This is a genomic window from Enterococcus olivae, from assembly GCF_053760925.1.
In genome coordinates this window covers 107,034-123,443 of record NZ_JBSMVT010000005.1, presented here as the reverse complement: position 1 = coordinate 123,443, position 16,410 = coordinate 107,034, and the positions used below count along the sequence as shown (strand labels likewise).

Here is a 16,410-nt window from a genome sequence, read left to right as displayed (position 1 = left end):
TTTTCTACACTTACTGTTAAAAAAACTAGAACATTCTCAAAACGTTCTAGTTTCAAAATGGTATTCATTCCTTTTTATTCACCAATTGTTCCGTCTCCATCAATATCTTCATCCTGAAGTTTTTCTACTTCACGAATAAATTCTTCACTGACTTCGTTTAAGCGATCTAAATCACCCATTACTGCATTGTTAGGAATTTTATCTAAATTGGCCAAAAATTCAATATGTTGATGCAGATTTTCAAAACGCATTGGTGCATCTCCACCGTATTCACCGTCGAGATTAATCATTAATGGTTGACTATTATTTTCCGTCCACACATTCAGATGTGATGTTTTAGTATAAATCAAACGATCATCATGAATATGCTTTCCTTTATTAAGCATCAATGCTACTAAATGAGCAATTTCCAAAATATTCGCTGTTTTTACAATAATTAATGAAAATTTGCCATCATCTAATTTGGCATCCGGAGCAATCTGTTCAAATCCACCCACTGAATTGGTTAGACCTAAAAAGAACATGGAAGCATTACCATGGTATTCACCTTCATCAAATTCAAAGTGCATATCAATAGGTTTAATTCGAGGTAATAGCTCAGCCCCTTTAGCTAAGTAAGCTAAATAACCAAAAACACTTTTTAATTCTGATGGAACCTCGTAAGTTAATTCTGTCAAGTGACCTCCAGCAGCAATATTGATAAAGTAGTTCTCAGAGGCTTTACCAATGTCCATTCTTACTGTCTGATTCTTTAAAATAACTTCAGCTGCAGCCTTAATGTTTCCTCTAGGGATTTTTAAGGCTCTAGCATAATCGTTTGTGGTACCTCCAGGAATAATCGCCATCATTGGACGCTTTTCAAGAGGTGCGATACCATTTACTACTTCGTTAATGGTACCGTCTCCTCCTGCAGCGACAATCAAATCAAAACCGGATTCCCCTACACGTCGAGCTTCCTCTCTGGCAGAAAAAGGTGTTGGTGTAGTTGCAAAAGCACTCGCTTCATATCCTGCTGTTTCTAAAATATCCAAAATGTCCGCTAAATTACTTTTTAAGGCTTCTTTTCCAGATGTAGGGTTGTAAATAACCCGAGCTTTTTTCATGAAATCCCTCTTATCGTTTGCTTAATTCTTCTTGTAGAAGTTTATTCACAACTCCAGGATTTGCTTTTCCACGAGTTGTTTTCATAATTTGACCAACTAAGAACCCAACCGCACGATCTTTTCCATTTTTAAAATCTTCAACAGATTTTTCATTGTTATCCAACACTTCATTGATAATCGGTAATAATTGAGCAGGATCAGATAATTGCACTAAACCTTGCTCCTCTACTACTTTTTTCGCTTCTCCACCATTTGTGATCAATTCACGAAAGACTTTTTTGGCAATTTTAGAACTAATTGTTCCATCTTCTACCAAAGTAATCATTCCTGCTAAATTGCTAGGTGTTAATTTTGTTTCAGCTAGTTCTAATTTTTCACTATTTAGGTAAGCTGAAACTTCCCCCATTAACCAGTTGGATGCTTGTTTCGCATCTGCCCCTTCAGCGATCGTTTCTTCAAAGAAATCAGACATTTCTTTAGTTAATGTTAATACCATCGCATCATACTCTGGTAAACCTAATTCATTGATATAACGTGCACGACGAGATTGTGGCATTTCTGGCAAGCTTTCTCTGATCCGCTCTACCCAAGCGTCATCAATCTCGAAACGAGGAATATCAGGTTCCGGGAAGTAACGATAATCGGAGGAACCCTCTTTCACACGCATCAAGGCTGTTTTATTCGTAGCTTCATCAAAACGACGTGTTTCCTGTTGGATCTCTCCACCAGAAAGCAATACTTTCGCTTGACGTTTTTCTTCAAATGCCAGTCCTTTTTTAACAAAGTTCATCGAATTTAAGTTCTTTAGCTCTGTCTTCGTTCCAAATTTTTCCTGTCCATAAGGGCGTAGAGAAATGTTGGCATCACAACGCATAGAACCTTCTTCCATCTTCACATCTGAAACTTCAGTAAACAGGATGATGGAACGAATCGCTTCTAGGTAAGCATAAGCTTCTTCTGGAGAACGCATGTCTGCTTCAGAAACAATCTCGATCAGTGGTGTTCCCTGACGGTTCAGGTCAACTTGCGAATAGCCACCGATTCCGTGCATATTTTTCCCAGCATCTTCTTCCAAATGGACACGTTCGATGCGGATTTTTTTCTTCTTACCTTCTACTTCGATCTCAAGCCAGCCCTCATAACCGATCGGCTGATCAAATTGAGAGATTTGATACGCTTTAGGATTATCAGGATAGAAGTAATTTTTACGGTCGAAATGTGTATCTTGAGAAATTTTACAATTCAACGCAAGCGCGGCTTTCATCCCAAATTCAAGTGCGGCTTTATTCATGACTGGTAAAACACCTGGATAACCCCAGTCGATAATATTGGTATTACTGTTTGGCTCTGCTCCAAAATGAGCAGGAGCTGGTGAGAAAATTTTTGAATTTGTTTTTAACTCTACGTGGACTTCAAGCCCAATGACTGTTTCGAAGTTCATTATTTATCTCCTCCTAAAATCACTGGTTTTTTCGTATGGAAGTCAGTCGCCTGCTCAAAAGCGTAGGCTGCCTTATACATTGTATTTTCATCAAAATGTTTACCGATCAGCTGCAGACCAACTGGCAATCCTTCTGAGAATCCAGCCGGTAGTGACATTCCTGGCAGTCCCGCCAAGTTCACTGGGATCGTTAAAATATCACTCATATACATCGTGATTGGATCATTGATGTTTTCTCCGATTCCATAAGCTACTGTTGGAGAAGATGGTCCCATGATCAGATCGTATTCTGCAAATACCTTGTCGAAATCTTGTTTGATCAGGGTCCGAACTTGACCTGCTTTTTTGAAGTAAGCGTCGTAATAACCGGCACTCAATGAGAAAGTTCCTAACATGATTCGGCGTTTTACTTCTGTACCGAAGCCTTCACTGCGAGAATTAACATATACATCGTCTAAGCTGTTGACATTTTCAGAACGATAGCCATAACGAATCCCATCAAAACGTTGCAGATTTGAACTTGCTTCTGAAGAGGCGATGATGTAGTATACGGCAACGCCATATTTAGAATGCGGCAAGCTAACTTCTTCAACTGTTGCACCTAAAGCACGGAAGGTATCTGCTGCTTTCAAGATCGATTCCTTCACACCAGCATCAACACCTTCACCTAGATACTCTTTAGGTAAGGCAATCTTCATTCCTTTGATATCGCCAGTCAAACCTGCTGCAAAATCAGGAACACTTGCATTGGCAGAAGTGCCATCTTTTGGATCATGTCCGCTGATCGCATTCAAGGCTAAAGCATTGTCTTTGACATTACGAGTCAAAGGTCCAATTTGATCTAAAGAAGAAGCAAAGGCAATCAAACCAAAACGAGAAACACGACCATATGTTGGTTTCATTCCCACAATTCCGTTGAAGGCAGCTGGTTGACGAATCGAACCACCTGTATCGCTTCCTAAAGAAACTGGTACCTGTCCAGCAGCAACTGAAGCGGCAGAACCACCTGAAGAACCACCAGGAACTTTGGTAGCATCCCAAGCATTTGTTGTTTTCTTAAAGTGAGAAGTCTCTGAACTTCCCCCCATCGCAAATTCGTCCATGTTCAATTTACCAACAGGGATCAAACCAGCTTCATAGACCTTTTCCATTACTGTCGCGTCATAGATTGGGTCGAAGTTATACAACATTTTTGATGCAGCAGTCGTCAAGATATCTTTAGTCACGATATTGTCTTTGATCCCGATTGGAATTCCAGCTAGCACATTGCTTTCTGAAACGCCTTTTTCATCGATCGATTTCGCAAGCTCTAACGCTTTTTCTTCGCTGATAGTAATAAATGATCCTACTTGAGATTCTGTTTCTCCGATTCGGTCAAGCGTTGCCTGAGTCAACTCAGCGGCTGTGATTTCTTTTGCTGCTAATAATGAATGTAGCTCTTCTAAACTTTTGTCATATAATTTCGTCATTATGCTCCTGCCTCCCCGTTGTCGATGATTGCAGGTACTTTAATAAAGCCATTTTCTGATTCAGGAACGTTTCTTAACAACTCGTCACGGTCCCAACCTTTCGCTGCTTTGTCTTCTCTTAGTACATTGATTGTTTCTACTACATTGGAAGTAAAAGGCACTCCCTCTGTATCCACTTCTTCTAAAGTTTCAACCATATCGATGATTTTACCTAGCTGTACAGTAAAATCCTGTAGTTCGTCATCTGAAAACGACAATTTTGCTAGTTTGGCAACATGCTTTACTTGTTCTTCACTGATCGCCATAATATCCTCCTTTTAACTTCTGTGCTCTATCAAGCACTTTGTTTTCACTGTATTGTAGCATTATATTGAAAAGCAATAAATAACTATCATGAATGTTTTCAATAATACTCCTTGGTTTTATCCTTTTTATCTTACTATATTATTGAAAATCAAGCTAGACTAATCCTATTAAAAAAGCTAATTCTTGCTTTGTTCTAAGGCATCTACCATCTGCTGTTCATCCCAGACAGTGATTCCCAGACTTTCTGCTTTGGTCAGCTTGCTACCAGCATCTTCTCCGGCAACGACGATATCCGTTTTTTTCGATACACTGCCTGTGACTTTGCCACCTAGACTTTCAATCTTCTCTTTGGCTTCTTGTCGACTATAAGTCGTCAACTTCCCAGTCAAAACGATCGTTTGATCTTTGAAGGGCGATTCGACCGACTCGAGCTGACGAGTAGTCACACCTAAATAATTGAAGTTCACTCCGGCTTTTTCCAGTTCATCCAACAGTTCATGGACCTCTTCGTTTTCAAAATAGGTTGCCAAGCTGTTAGCGATCGCTCCTCCGATCGTATGCAGGGAAAGGATCTCTTCTTCAGTAGCTTGACTCATCGCTCTAACATTTTCAAAATGCTCCATCAATATTTTAGCGGCTTTAGCACCGACGTGTCGAATCCCCAAACCAAAGATCAGTCGTTCTGCTGAATTACCTTTGCTTGCAGCGATCGCAGTCAAAATATTATTGGCCGATTTTTCCTTGATCTTGTCTAATGTCAGTAATTCCTCTTCTTTGAGGAAATAAAGATCCGCAACATCTTGGACTAAGCCCTTGTCATACATTTGCTCTAACACTCTTGGACCAAGTCCGTCAATATTCATTGCATTACGAGAAACAAAATGGCTTAAGCCCTCTTTCATTTGGGCAGGACATTTAGGATTGATACAGCGTAAGGCAACTTCTTCATCTAAATGGACCAGTTCACTGTCGCAGATCGGACAGTGTGTCGGCATCTCGTAAGACTGACTATCAGTGGGTCGTTTTTCGAGAATGACTTGAGCAACCTCAGGAATGATATCTCCTGCTTTATAAATGATCACCGTATCATTGATCCGAATGTCTTTCATTTCAATATAATCACTATTGTGTAGGCTAGCACGGCTGACCGTTGTTCCTGCCACACGGACCGGTGTCATGACTGCGGTCGGTGTGATCACTCCGGTACGACCGATCGTCCACTCAATATCTTCGACCACTGTCTGTGCTTCTTCGGGAGGAAACTTGTAGGCAGCTGCCCACCGAGGAGCTTTTACAGTATAAGCAAGCTCTTCTTGCAAATGAAAATCGTTGACCTTCACTACCACACCATCGATCTCATACGAAAGCTCACTTCGACGTTCATGAAACTCTTCAATAAATGCCCAAACTTCTTCGATCGTGTGACATAAACGACTCTCTGGATTCGTACGAAGACCGTAACTATCCAACTCCTGCAACATTTCAAACTGAGTCTCTGCTTCAAGTGGTGCGACATCGGCAACCGCATATAAATAGGTACTCAAATTACGCTTTGCAGCAATTCGTGTATCTAATTGTCGTAAACTACCGGCTGCCGCATTTCTTGGATTGGTAAAGACATCCAAGCCAGCTTCTTCTCGTTCTTGATTCAATTTCAAGAAGGACATTTTTGGCATGTAGCATTCTCCACGAACTTCCAATGAAACAGGTTCTCTCAGCTGCAAAGGAATTGATTTAACGGTTTTTAGGTTTTCGGTGATATTTTCTCCGATACTACCGTCTCCTCGTGTGGCTCCGCGAACAAACTTTCCGTTCTCGTAGCGTAGAGAGACCGACAGACCATCGATTTTTAATTCACAGGTATAGGAAACGGGATGTCCGACTGTTTTTTGTACTCGCTGATCGAAAGAAATAAGCTCCTCTTTACTGAATACATCATTTAAACTGTACAAAGGAATCTCATGAACCGCCTTTTCAAAGCCCTCCAGAATGATTCCGCCGACTCTTTTCGTAGGTGAATCTTCCAAAGCCAGTTCAGGATGAGCGGTCTCCAGTTCTACCAATTCCTGATACAAACGATCGTAAACATGATCTTCGACAGTTGGTTGATCCTTCACATAATATTCATACGCATACTGATTTAATTGCGTGGTAATCTGTTTTATTCTTTCAGCAATTGGAACTTCCGTCATTGTGCTAGGCTCCTTTAATTGATTTTTTCAATTGGGGCAAATGCCGCCAGTAATCGTTTGACTCCCTGCTGGGAAAATGCAACATCTAATTCTAAATCCTTGGCTTGACCACTGACACGAACCACTGTCCCTGTCCCCCATTTTTTATGGCTAACTTTGTCCCCCGCTCGCCATTCATTCGCATCGCCGCCGGTTTCCTTTTTACTAGAAACCGTTTTTTGAGCGGGCTGCTGATATACAGGCTTAAAGACTTTAGGGTTGAAGGTTCCTCGCGATTGTACTGGTTGTGTCGGACGCGAGCTGGTACTCTCGAGTAAATCCTCATCGATTTCTTCAAGGAAACGCGAAGCTCGATTGTACTGGGTTCGACCATATAATGTTCGAGAGAAAGCATTCGTCAAGTAAAGCTTCTCTTCCGCACGAGTGATCCCAACATAGGCCAAGCGGCGCTCTTCTTCCAGTTCACTTTCTTCCATCAATGATCGGGAAAGTGGAAAAACATTTTCCTCCATACCAATCAAAAAGACTACTGGAAACTCCAAGCCTTTCGCTGCATGCAAGGTCATCAAGGTCACCTGGGTGGTCTCTTCTTCATAGTTGTCTAGCTCTGAAAACAAGGCCAGATCGTTCAAGAACACGGTCAGTTTGTCTTCTGGCGCTTCGGTCTCATCTTCTGGTTGCTCTTCATATTGCTTATCAAACTCTTTAGTCACCGTCAAAAATTCTTCCAGGTTTTCCAAACGAGCTTGCGATTCTAGTGTATTTTGGATTTTCAGTTCTTCCAAATAGCCACTTTTTTCTAGGACTTCCTCTGTCAATTCAGTGACCGACAAGTAAGGGATCATCTGATTGAACTCATCCATCATTCGTCCAAAGCTTCCTAACTCTTTGCCAGCTTTTCCAGAAATATTCGTCAGTTCGACATTTTGAGCGGCTTCTAGTAGTGGCCAGCCATGCATCGTTGCAAACTGTCGTAATTTGTCTAAGGAACCTGGACCAACACCTCGTTTGGGTACATTGATGATTCGCTCCAAGCTGATCGAATCGTCGGGGTTAGCGATCGCACTCAGATAAGCCAAAATGTCTTTGATTTCTTTACGGTCGTAGAATTTATGCCCTCCGACCATTGTGTAGGGAATATTGGACTTGACCAACATATCCTCGACAGCACGAGATTGCGCATTGGTTCGATACAGTACAGCAAAATCACCGTAATCTCGTCCCTCATCAGCTATTTGATTTTGGATCTCTCTGACAATGAACTGGCCTTCATCGCGTTCAGATTCGCCACGATAATACTTGATTCTAGCCCCTTCATTGTTCTCCGTCCAAAGTTTTTTATCTCTTCGATTACGATTGTTTTGGATCACCTGATTGGCAGCTGATAAAATATTTTGTGTGGAGCGGTAATTTTGTTCCAGTAAAATAACTGCCGCATCTGGATAATCTTTTTCAAAATCTAAAATATTCTGCATGTCCGCCCCACGCCAACCATAAATACTTTGATCGGCATCACCTACCACGCAAAGGTTTCTAAAACGAGCGGCCAACATATTGACCAGTGTATATTGTGCATGGTTGGTATCTTGATACTCATCCACATGGACATATTGGAATTTATTTTGATAAAACGCCAAAGCGTCTGGGTTTTCTTTGAACAGACGAATCGTATTCATGATCAAATCATCAAAATCCATACATTGATTTTGACGCAACTCTCTTTGATACATGTCGTAGCATCTACCTACGATCTGTTCAAAAAAATCTCCCTGAAGCTCTTGATAATCTTCAGGTGTCAGTAAAGCATTTTTCGCATTGGAGATTGCCCCTAAAATCGAACGGGGATCATACTTTTTCGGATCGATGTTCAATTCTTTCAGCACACGTTTCATCAGACTCAACTGCTCTGATGAATCAATGATCGTGAAATTGCGTGAATAACCAATGTGATCGACATCTCTTCTTAAAATTCGTACACACATCGAGTGGAAGGTCGATACCCAGACATTCTCACCGTCAGGACCAAGCAAACTTTTGACACGTTCCTTCATTTCTTTGGCTGCTTTATTTGTAAAAGTTATCGCCAGGATATTCCAGGGATTGACTTCTTTTTCTTCGATCAAATAGGCAATTCGATGCGTGAGTACGCGTGTTTTTCCACTTCCGGCTCCTGCCATCAGCAATAGTGGACCTTCCGTATACATCACCGCTTCTTTTTGCATAGGATTCATACCATTTAACAATCTTTCTTTGGATGACATTCAATCAACATCCTTTCTTTCTCAATCCTCCCAATTATAGCATTTTCCTTGATTTCAGAAAACCGAACACGCCGATTTACATTGAATCTTTTAGAGAAAACAAAAAAACAGCTGTACGAAAAGCTCGCACAGCTATTTTTCTACTTTTATTTTCTTGGATAGAAACCAGATGGTGTGTCGCTGGTATCGATCATGATATTTTTTGTTTGGGTATAGGCATCAAGCATCGATTTGTAGGTCTCACGGCCAATCCCAGACTTTTTATACCCGCCAAATGGTGCCCCAGCAGGAATCTGGTTATAGGTATTGACCCATACACGACCAGTTTCCAACGCTCGGCTAGCAATCAAAGCGGTGTTGAGATCTGCTGTCCAGACACCACCACCTAATCCATAAATAGAATCGTTGGCCATCTCGATAACTTCATCGATGGTATCGAATTTAATGACGACTGCCACCGGACCAAAAATTTCTTCCTTTGCGACACGCATGTCATTGGTCACATCCGTCAACAAGGTTGGTTCTACAAAGTAACCTTTTTCAAGTCCATCAGAAGTGATTCTTTTACCGCCAGCTTTTACGACAGCGCCTTCTTCTTTGCCAATCTCAATATATTTCAGAATCGTGTCCACTTGATTCTCATTGATTTGTGCTCCCATCTGGACATCCTCTTCCCAAGGCAAGCCGACTTTGACTTTTCCAAACTGTTCTGCCAAATCTTCTACAAATTTGTCATGGATCCCAGACTGAACAAAGATTCGAGAACCGGCACAGCAAACTTGTCCTTGATTGAACAGAATACCTAGCTGCGCTCCGTCGATCGCTTTTTCATACGGCATATCATCAAAGAAAATATTAGCTGATTTTCCACCTAATTCCAATGTTGCTGGAACCAGTCGTTTCGCTGCCGAGATCGCCACATTATAGCCAATCTCTGTTGAGCCAGTGAAAGCCAGCTTATCTATATCCTCGTGATGCAGCATGTATTCTCCAGACTTCGAACCTTTTCCAGTTATGACATTTAGTACACCCGCTGGTAAGATATCCTCTAGCAAACGAGCCAACTCTAAAATGCTGAGCGAGGTTGTTGACGAAGGATGGATCACGATAGTATTTCCGGCAGCTAATGCTGGAGCAATCTTCCAAGCTGCCATCAAGAACGGAAAATTCCATGGAATGATCTGACCAACTACGCCGATCGGCTCTTTTAAGTTGAGTGTCAGCATCTCTTCGGTCAACTGTTGAGCAGTACCTTCTTCTGAACGAATCACTCCAGCAAAGTAACGAAAATGATCCGCGCTGTAAGGAATATCAATGTTCATCGTTTCACGTAGTGGTTTACCATTATCCAATGTTTCTACATTTGCCAAGTGTTCCAGATTTTCATCGAGTTTATCGGCAATTTTTAGAAGGATTTTCGAGCGTTCTTCAATCGAGACTTTGCGCCAAGATTTTAAGGCTTCACGTGCCGCAGAAACCGCCATGTCAACTTCTTCGTCTACTGCATCTACAAATTTTGCCAAAGTTTCACCATTTGCCGGATTGACTGCAGCGATCAAACGATCTTCCGCAACCTCTGTCCATTGTCCATCAATAAATAACCCATAGTTCTCTTGCAATTCAACATTAAAGCTCATACAACACTTCGCATCCTTTCAAAAGTCCAAGTAATTATGAAACGTTTTCACAATTACTTTACCGCAAAACAGATCATAATTCAATGGATTTCAAGGTTTCTTTCGTAAATGTATTTTGCTAATTGTGCTGCCGCTTCCTCGTAAAGCTAAAAAATTATTCGCTGTGACTTTCTTTTAGCTCCATGATCATTTTTCCAATCCTTACTTCTGTTTGTTGAAATTTGTTCAAATCAAAAGTCGTCGACTCCCCTTCTATTGTGTTTTGAAGTCGTTCCAGTTGAATATACCAACCGCTTATGTCACGGATCGGCTCTGTAAAATCTTTAGTGAGCGTCTCATAGAAACAAAGTTGTGTTTCCTTTCCTTGAGACACTAACTCAAATTGAACGGTTCCTTCTGCCCATTCAAAAGAAATTTCTTTTTCTGGCTTGAAGGTCAGAATCTTCATCTTGATCTCATGGTCAGGAAAAGTAAATAGTAAATAGCTATTTTTTTGTAGGTTGCCTACCGAAATCTCTTTGAACCACTCTTGTATTTTAGCTGTTTCTGTCAAATAACGCCAAACGACAGCGACCTCTTTAGTTATCAACAAGCGATACTCTACATGCAACACTTCTTCATCATAATAAAATCGTTCCTGCATGAAATTTAGCTCCTTATCATAGTATTTATTTTTACTTTTCTCTTGATTAATCAAAGAAAAAAATAGCGCACACCAGCGACAAATACTGTTTTCATCACCGGTGTGCGCTGATCTGCTGATCAATAAACTATTTATTTTCTTCCCAGAATGTTTGAGCAACATCTTCTTGCACATAAACAGAGACTTGACCATCATTCACTGGGAAAACGCCTTTTCCATTCTCATCTAAAACGACTTTCGCTTCGTTATTACCAAGAATATCGACAAAGGTCTTTTCACGATGTACTGCACTGATCGTCATTTCTTTTTCAGTTCCGTTACCATTGGTCATGATGATCGCCATTCCAGATTCAGGATCGTCAAAATCTCCCGTTAATACCCAGCCAATACAATTTGAGTCATCAAAATAATCGATTTGATTGCCAAAGATCAGCTTGGAACGCAGATTGATCATTGCCTGCAAGCTATCTCCAACTGGTTCGATCTCTTGTTTCGGGATTCCATACAAATCGCCCCAAAAAACAACTGGAATACCTTGCTTTCTCAACAAAGTCAATGAATAAGCATGCAATTTGAACCATCCGTCGATCCATGATTCTAAACTTTGACCTTTTTGCGTATCATGGTTGTCGACAAACGTTACCGCATAATCTTCTCTTGTTTCTACTAAAGTATTTTTAAAAATTTGTCGCATATCAAACGAACCGTTTGAATTGGCAGCTTCATATAAATTAAAGTGTAGTGGCACATCGAAGAGAAAAATCAAATTTCCTGAAGAATCAAGGTAAGTCTGCAATTTTTCCAAATCATTCGACCAGTATTCTCCTACAACAAATAAGCTTCTTCCTTTTTCTTTCCGTCTGTTGATCAACCAGTCTACATAATAATCGAATTGAATATGCTTGACTGCATCCAGCCGATAACCATCAATATTCGTTAACTCCTGATACCAATGCCCCCATCTATCCAGCTGCTCGATCGTTTCGGGATGTTCCATGTCTAAGTCACAACCCATGAGATAGTCAAAATTTCCGCTCTCATTGTCAACCTCATTATCCCATCCTTTATCAGCAAAATTATAAATCGCATGTGATTTAGAGCGCGCATCAAAATCAACCCCAGAAAAATTTTTCCAGGTCCAAACATAATCACTATACTCTCCATTACGTCCAGGGTAAGTAAATTTCGTCCACGCTTCGATCTCTTCTTCATCACTAACAGCTTCTGTGCGGTCGTCACTGCTATATTGAACGGCAGGGACAATCTCCGTTTCATCTGCTCCCATTAAATGATTGAAAACAATATCTGCATAAACCTCCAGCTTTTCTTCTTGAAGTGCCTGGATCGCCTGCAGGTATTCGTCTTTGGTTCCATATTTGGTAGGTATCGTCTCTTTTTGATCGAATTCCCCCAGATCATAATGATCATAAACACCGTATCCCACATCTTCCACTCCCGAAGAACCTTTGTAAGCTGGGGGCAGCCAGACTGCTGTGAATCCGATAGAAGATAATTCATTTGCTTTTTTTTGAAGTGTTTTCCAGTGAGCCGAATCGGCTGGTAAATCCCATTCAAAACCTTGTAAAATTGTTTGATTTTTCATAAGAAGACCTCCTTGCCTTCATTTGACAAGATTTCTTTATTTTTGTCAAATGATAGCGCACACAAGAAATCGATTACTTTTGACTGTTTTTTACTGTTTTTGATTGATTTTAAAAAATAAGCATGGTATTATATGTGATGAAGAGGTGATTGAAAATGCTTACAGAAGAGAGATATCAACATATTCTGACTCGTGTGGAAGAAAATGACATTGTCACTATCAATGAACTTCTTGGACCGCTTGAAGCATCTGAATCAACTATTCGTCGAGATTTACAAAATCTGGAGAATCAAGGATTGCTGACTCGCATACATGGTGGTGCAAAAAAACTACATCGGTTAAGTTTTGAAGCCTCAATGAATGAGAAACAGCAACGGTTTCACACTGAGAAAGTCGCTATTGCAAAAAAAGCGGCCAAGCTGATTGTCAAAGAAGATGTCATCTATTTAGATGCAGGCACAACGACTATTGAAATGATTCCTTTTATTCCAAATGATTTATCAGTCAAAGTTGTGACCAACTCTGTCAAACATGCTTCCTTGCTGGTTGATCGAGAAATCGATACGATTATTCTTGGCGGATCCATAAAAATTGCAACAAATGCAACATTAGGGCATACTGCGGTCCAGCAGTTACAACAATTTCGCTTTAGTAAAGCATTTATGGGCATGAATGGTATCCATTTAGAAACTGGTTTTACTACTCCTGATCCAGAAGAAGCTGTCATTAAGAAACTCGCTATGTCGCAAAGCCAAACTGTATTTGTTCTGTCGGACCATTCAAAACTGCAACAAACCACTTTTACTCAAGTTGCACCACTAGAAGCAGCAGAAATTATTGTAGATAGCTGTCCAAAAGAAATCTATCGAAAACTTCAGTTCCAAACAAAAATTACGGAGGTACTATCATGATTTATACAATGACCTTAAATCCTTCCATTGATTACATTGTTCATGTGAAAGATTTAAAAATGGGTGATGTCAATCGTATGTCTCAAGACTTTAAACTTCCAGGTGGTAAAGGAATCAATGTTTCTCGTATTTTACAACGAATCGATTCTACTTCTACTGCTCTTGGATTTTTAGGCGGTTTTACTGGTGATTTCATCCAGGGCTGGATGAAAAAAGAAGGCATTGATTGTCGATTCACATCAGTGAAAGAAGACACTCGCATCAATGTCAAGCTGAAAGCTGAAGAAGAAACAGAGATCAATGGTTTGGGTCCCTCTCTTTCTGAAGAAGAGATCCAGCAATTAAAAGAGTCCCTTGCATCCATTTCTGCGGGTGACATCGTTGTTCTTTCAGGAAGTACTCCTGCCAGTCTCCGTAAGGGATTTTATCAAGAATTGATTCAACTAATCGAAGAAAAAGAAGCAGAATTCGTAATCGATACCACAGGAGATGATTTACTGCAAGCTTTGAGTCACCGTCCGTTACTGGTTAAACCAAATAACCACGAATTAGCTGAATTGTACAATGCTACTTTCAAATCGATCGATGATATTGTTGAGCATGGCAAAAAACTATTGGCTGATGGTGCAAAGAATGTCATTATTTCAATGGCTGGTGACGGTGCTCTGCTCTTCACAGAATCTGGAACCTATCAATCAAATGTACTGAAACGTGAATTGAAAAATTCTGTTGGTGCAGGAGATTCCATGATTGCAGGATTCATTGGACAATACGCCAAAACAAAGGATGCTGTTGAAGCATTCAAGTGGGGAGTTGCTTGCGGAAGTGCAACAGCCTTCTCTGACGACCTAGCGGAAGCTAACTTTATTCAGGAATTACTTCCAGAAGTAAAAATCACAAAATTATAGGAGGAATTATACTATGAAAATCAATGATTTATTGATTAAAGACGCTATGATCATGGATTTACAAGCAACCGACAAAAAAGGTGCTATCAATGAAATGGTCAAAAAAATGTATGATACTGGCAGAATTTCAGACATCGATACTTACAAGAAAGGCATCATTGCTCGTGAAGAACAAACTTCAACAGGTTTAGGGGATGGAATCGCTATGCCCCACGCAAAAAATGCAGCAGTAAAAGAGGCTACAGTCTTATTTGCTAAAAGTAGTGCGGGAGTTGATTACGAAGCATTAGACGGGCAACCAACTTACCTGTTCTTTATGATCGCTGCTCCTGAAGGTGCCAATGATACCCATTTACAAGCACTGGCTGCACTTTCTCGTCAATTGATTGATCCGGATTTTGTAGAAAAATTGAAAACAGCCACTACTCCTGAAGATGTTCAAGCAACATTTGCAGAAGCAGAAAAAGTGGAAGCAGCAGAAAAAACAACTGAAACAGTTGCTGAGCCTGCATCAGACCGTCCATTTGTCGTAGCAGTCACGGCCTGCCCTACTGGTATCGCACATACTTATATGGCTGAAGATTCATTAAAGAAAAAAGCAAAAGAGCTAGGTGTCGATATCAAAGTTGAAACAAACGGTTCTGAAGGAATCAAAAATCGTTTGACTGCTAATGAAATCGATCGTGCTGTCGGTGTTATCGTAGCAGCTGACAAAAAAGTAGAAATGGCTCGCTTTGACGGTAAGCATTTAGTTAACCGCCCTGTTGGAGACGGCATTCGTAAAACAGAAGAATTAATCAATCTTGTATTAAGCGGCTCAGCACCAATTTATCATGGTGACGGCAGTGCTTCTGCTGAAGAGTCCAGTGAGAAAGGTTCAGTCGGACAAGAGATCTACAAGAACCTAATGAACGGTGTGTCTCATATGTTACCGTTCGTTATTGCTGGTGGGATCTTGATTGCGATTTCCTTTATGATCGACCAATTTATCGGTGTACCAGATGATGCCTTAGGTCAATTAGGTGGATACAACGAAGCAGCTGCCTGGTTTAATCAAATCGGTGGTGCAGCATTTGGCTTTATGTTACCTGTATTAGCTGGATTCATTGCAATGAGTATCGGTGATCGCCCTGGTCTAGTTGCTGGATTTGCTGCTGGAGCGATTGCCAGCACTGGAGGCGCTGGTTTCTTAGGTGCTCTACTTGGTGGTTTTATTGCAGGTTATGTCATTGTTTTCTTGAGAAAAGCTCTTAAAGGCTTACCTAAATCATTAGATGGTATCAAAGCCATTCTATTCTATCCTTTCTTCGGACTGCTAATCACTGGTTCGATTATGCTTCTAATCAATGGACCAATGAGCAATATCAATAACGGATTGAATACTTTTCTAGAAGGTCTTGATGGAACAAATGCTGCTTTATTAGGTGCATTATTAGGCACAATGATGGCAGCTGACTTAGGCGGACCAATCAACAAAGCTGCTTATGTATTCGGTACTGGTACTCTTGCTGCAACAGTTGCAGATGGTGGCAGCATTGTTATGGCAGCGGTTATGGCTGGTGGAATGGTTCCTCCTTTAGCAATTTTTGTTGCTACGCTAGTATTCAAAAATAAATTTACGAAACAAGAACAAGAAGCTGGTTTGACAAATATTGTCATGGGTCTTTCATTCGTTACTGAGGGTGCGATTCCATTTGCTGCAGCCGATCCGCTACGTGCTATCCCAAGTTTCATCGCTGGTTCTGCATTAGCTGGTGGTTTAGTGGGTGCGTTCGGTATTAGATTAATGGCTCCTCACGGCGGAATATTCGTTGTTCCATTATTATCAAACGCTCTGTTGTATCTAGCGTTTGTAGCAATTGGTGCAATTGTCTCAGGTATTTTATTAGGTGTTTTAAGAAAACCGGTCGAACAATAATTTTAAAACGAGAACGAA

Annotated in this window: 12 protein-coding genes; 3 read left to right on the top strand and 9 right to left on the bottom strand. The window is 40.7% G+C overall.

The annotated features are described in order from the left end of the window. Window positions 1–74: 74 nt before the first annotated feature. The 9 genes from ACWODM_RS05595 to ACWODM_RS05555 all read right to left on the bottom strand — a co-directional run bounded on the left by ACWODM_RS05595 (window position 75) and on the right by ACWODM_RS05555 (window position 12,655). On the bottom strand, window positions 75–1,103 hold the full coding sequence (locus ACWODM_RS05595) for a diacylglycerol kinase (RefSeq protein ID WP_455320393.1): 1,029 nt from the start codon (window positions 1,101–1,103) through the stop codon (window positions 75–77). A gap of 10 nt (window positions 1,104–1,113) precedes the next feature. Beyond that, a complete protein-coding gene (gene gatB, locus ACWODM_RS05590; protein WP_455320392.1) occupies window positions 1,114–2,544 on the bottom strand; it encodes an Asp-tRNA(Asn)/Glu-tRNA(Gln) amidotransferase subunit GatB in 1,431 nt (476 codons plus the stop codon). Beyond that, on the bottom strand, window positions 2,544–4,013 hold the full coding sequence (gene gatA / locus ACWODM_RS05585; protein WP_455320391.1) for an Asp-tRNA(Asn)/Glu-tRNA(Gln) amidotransferase subunit GatA: 1,470 nt from the start codon (window positions 4,011–4,013) through the stop codon (window positions 2,544–2,546). The genes gatB and gatA overlap by 1 nt, the downstream gene beginning before the upstream one ends. Next, window positions 4,013–4,318, bottom strand: a complete 306-nt coding sequence (gene gatC, locus ACWODM_RS05580; protein ID WP_455320390.1) for an Asp-tRNA(Asn)/Glu-tRNA(Gln) amidotransferase subunit GatC — start codon at window positions 4,316–4,318, stop codon at window positions 4,013–4,015. The genes gatA and gatC overlap by 1 nt, the downstream gene beginning before the upstream one ends. A gap of 177 nt (window positions 4,319–4,495) precedes the next feature. Beyond that, the gene (gene ligA / locus ACWODM_RS05575) at window positions 4,496–6,511 is read right to left on the bottom strand and encodes an NAD-dependent DNA ligase LigA (RefSeq protein WP_455320389.1); all 2,016 of its coding nucleotides are present in this window, start codon (window positions 6,509–6,511) and stop codon (window positions 4,496–4,498) included. A 14-nt stretch (window positions 6,512–6,525) separates the two neighbouring features. After that, window positions 6,526–8,772, bottom strand: a complete 2,247-nt coding sequence (gene pcrA / locus ACWODM_RS05570; protein ID WP_455320388.1) for a DNA helicase PcrA — start codon at window positions 8,770–8,772, stop codon at window positions 6,526–6,528. A gap of 146 nt (window positions 8,773–8,918) precedes the next feature. Beyond that, on the bottom strand, window positions 8,919–10,409 hold the full coding sequence (locus ACWODM_RS05565; protein ID WP_455320387.1) for an aldehyde dehydrogenase family protein: 1,491 nt from the start codon (window positions 10,407–10,409) through the stop codon (window positions 8,919–8,921). A 154-nt stretch (window positions 10,410–10,563) separates the two neighbouring features. After that, window positions 10,564–11,052, bottom strand: a complete 489-nt coding sequence (locus tag ACWODM_RS05560) for an SRPBCC domain-containing protein (protein WP_455320386.1) — start codon at window positions 11,050–11,052, stop codon at window positions 10,564–10,566. Window positions 11,053–11,179: 127 nt separating this feature from the next. Next, on the bottom strand, window positions 11,180–12,655 hold the full coding sequence (locus tag ACWODM_RS05555; protein ID WP_455320385.1) for an alpha-amylase: 1,476 nt from the start codon (window positions 12,653–12,655) through the stop codon (window positions 11,180–11,182). Between the two features lie 155 nt (window positions 12,656–12,810). Between ACWODM_RS05555 and ACWODM_RS05550 the strand changes: the two genes are divergently transcribed. The 3 genes from ACWODM_RS05550 to ACWODM_RS05540 are packed head-to-tail and all read left to right on the top strand — an operon-like array spanning window position 12,811 to window position 16,392. Further along, entirely contained in the window at window positions 12,811–13,566 is a 756-nt protein-coding gene (locus tag ACWODM_RS05550; RefSeq protein ID WP_455320384.1) for a DeoR/GlpR family DNA-binding transcription regulator, read from the top strand. Continuing rightward, on the top strand, window positions 13,563–14,474 hold the full coding sequence (pfkB, locus tag ACWODM_RS05545; protein WP_455320383.1) for a 1-phosphofructokinase: 912 nt from the start codon (window positions 13,563–13,565) through the stop codon (window positions 14,472–14,474). The genes ACWODM_RS05550 and pfkB overlap by 4 nt, the downstream gene beginning before the upstream one ends. Before the next feature lie 13 nt (window positions 14,475–14,487). Beyond that, window positions 14,488–16,392 carry a PTS fructose transporter subunit IIABC gene (locus ACWODM_RS05540; protein WP_455320382.1) on the top strand — a complete coding sequence of 635 codons (1,905 nt, stop codon included), beginning with the start codon at window positions 14,488–14,490 and terminating at the stop codon, window positions 16,390–16,392. The last annotated feature ends 18 nt before the right edge of the window (window positions 16,393–16,410 follow it).

Coding starts and splice junctions, on each gene's coding strand:
- ACWODM_RS05595 (WP_455320393.1), bottom strand. CDS start 1,103: ATGAAAAAAGCTCGGGTTATTTACAACCCTACATCTGGAAAAGAAGCC.
- gatB (WP_455320392.1), bottom strand. CDS start 2,544: ATGAACTTCGAAACAGTCATTGGGCTTGAAGTCCACGTAGAGTTAAAA.
- gatA (WP_455320391.1), bottom strand. CDS start 4,013: ATGACGAAATTATATGACAAAAGTTTAGAAGAGCTACATTCATTATTA.
- gatC (WP_455320390.1), bottom strand. CDS start 4,318: ATGGCGATCAGTGAAGAACAAGTAAAGCATGTTGCCAAACTAGCAAAA.
- ligA (WP_455320389.1), bottom strand. CDS start 6,511: ATGACGGAAGTTCCAATTGCTGAAAGAATAAAACAGATTACCACGCAA.
- pcrA (WP_455320388.1), bottom strand. CDS start 8,772: ATGTCATCCAAAGAAAGATTGTTAAATGGTATGAATCCTATGCAAAAA.
- ACWODM_RS05565 (WP_455320387.1), bottom strand. CDS start 10,409: ATGAGCTTTAATGTTGAATTGCAAGAGAACTATGGGTTATTTATTGAT.
- ACWODM_RS05560 (WP_455320386.1), bottom strand. CDS start 11,052: ATGCAGGAACGATTTTATTATGATGAAGAAGTGTTGCATGTAGAGTAT.
- ACWODM_RS05555 (WP_455320385.1), bottom strand. CDS start 12,655: ATGAAAAATCAAACAATTTTACAAGGTTTTGAATGGGATTTACCAGCC.
- ACWODM_RS05550 (WP_455320384.1), top strand. CDS start 12,811: ATGCTTACAGAAGAGAGATATCAACATATTCTGACTCGTGTGGAAGAA.
- pfkB (WP_455320383.1), top strand. CDS start 13,563: ATGATTTATACAATGACCTTAAATCCTTCCATTGATTACATTGTTCAT.
- ACWODM_RS05540 (WP_455320382.1), top strand. CDS start 14,488: ATGAAAATCAATGATTTATTGATTAAAGACGCTATGATCATGGATTTA.